2 protein-coding genes are annotated in these 1,386 nt (G+C 58.8%); both read right to left on the bottom strand.

Annotation, left to right across the window (positions count from 1 at the left end; genetic code table 11):
- Nucleotides 1-767: 767 nt before the first annotated feature.
- Nucleotides 768-1,049, bottom strand: a complete 282-nt coding sequence (locus AC5ZGW_RS46270; RefSeq protein ID WP_130231041.1) for a hypothetical protein — start codon at nucleotides 1,047-1,049, stop codon at nucleotides 768-770.
- Nucleotides 1,050-1,053: 4 nt separating this feature from the next.
- Entirely contained in the window at nucleotides 1,054-1,239 is a 186-nt protein-coding gene (locus AC5ZGW_RS46265) for a hypothetical protein (protein WP_130231043.1), read from the bottom strand.
- Nucleotides 1,240-1,386: the final 147 nt, after the last annotated feature.

Raw genomic sequence — 1,386 nt, 5'->3', positions numbered from 1 at the left:
AGCGAGATGGCGCCGCTGCGAGGGAAGAAGACATAGTCGATCTCGTCCCCCGCTCGCGCAAGGATCGCGTCCTGATCAAGCGCGACCGTCTCCAGCGCGGGCCGCAACAGATCGAGATCCGATACCGGCAGTGTTGCCAGGAGGCAGTTAGGCATTCCGCCCGGACGCGTCACTGCAGATGACCCGCGGTGAGGCACTTCATTCCGGGCGGTGCGAAGCGGCGGCCTGACATATGTTTAGATCTGCTGTCGCTACTCGCGCTGAGATCCAACTCACTTGCAAATTCGGATATTCCAACCGGATGTCGGCTCAAGCGTGAGTCCTCATCGACACGAACGGATCAATTTTAGGGGCTTGCGCCGCGACATGAGCGCGGCGAGTAAGGGAAGAGAGTCAGTGCAAACGGCAGTCTCGATGCAGTTGCAGCGCGAAAATACGCAAGCTGCAAAAGGTGCTCTTCTCCACTGGCGTTGGGTAGCACCGATCTTCGGTTCCACCCATGTCGAATATGAAGGTCAGCTGGCCTTTGGCGCATTCCGGGTGTCATACAATTGTTATAATTGGACCGGTGCGTCGATCGATAGGGACGGGCGAACAGTGCTGACGGGTAGTGGACTAGCCGTTGCCCGCGTTGGCACGATGGCGTTCTGATCGCCAAGAGGTAACAGATTTAGCGGCTTCCGGTTATGGCTCGACTCGGACCTCGGGGAATGTCCGCCGTCTCGCCGCTGTTGAGGGCATAGCCGACATCAAACACACGCATAGCGTCACGGGTCGTTTGCGACGCGCGCCAGTTCCTGGCAGAGCGGGCAGGTGATCGCTTCGTCCTTAGCCAGATAAACCAAATCATTCGATGCGTCTTTGCCGCAAAGCGTCCAGTACACTCGCACATCGGGGTGGATGTCGGCGCCTTCACAGGCGTGCACAAGGTCGCGCTTGTCGCACAAGTAAATCGGGAGGCCGTCAATGGTGCGAAAGCTCGTGGCCGGTTCGGGCTCCGACCATGTGCGTTCTTCGGGGTCGTAAGGTTCGATTTCAATAGTTTTCATCGCTCTAGCTCCTTTCATCCGCTTTCGGCACCCCATATCGATCGGCCGACCCGGCGGGCAGCGGCTCGCTTATTTGGTGCTCGATGGCGACGCCCTCCGGATCGTTTTCCTTAAGCCACGCCTGCGCGTCATCTTCGGTATCGAATTTTTTGAAGGTGTTCCGTCCTTCGTAGATCCAGACTGTTGTCATCAGAGAGACTCCTCAATCTAGGTCATCATCCGCCGTTACCGTCGCCTCAACGTCCTCCGGCATCTCGGGCGGATTACCTCTGTTGCACCACGGGCACGGGGCGCCGGCTCCGCCGCATGTGCAAGCTCGCGGCCCTTCCCACGGCCT

This window comes from Bradyrhizobium sp. Crot121, from assembly GCF_059512385.1.
Note: the sequence above shows the minus strand (reverse complement) of the source record. Positions and strands in the feature narration are given on the sequence as shown.

Excerpts from the sequence above, each read along its gene's own strand:
- AC5ZGW_RS46270 (WP_130231041.1), bottom strand. The coding sequence starts at position 1,049 with ATGAAAACTATTGAAATCGAACCTTACGACCCCGAAGAACGCACATGG.
- AC5ZGW_RS46265 (WP_130231043.1), bottom strand. The coding sequence starts at position 1,239 with ATGACAACAGTCTGGATCTACGAAGGACGGAACACCTTCAAAAAATTC.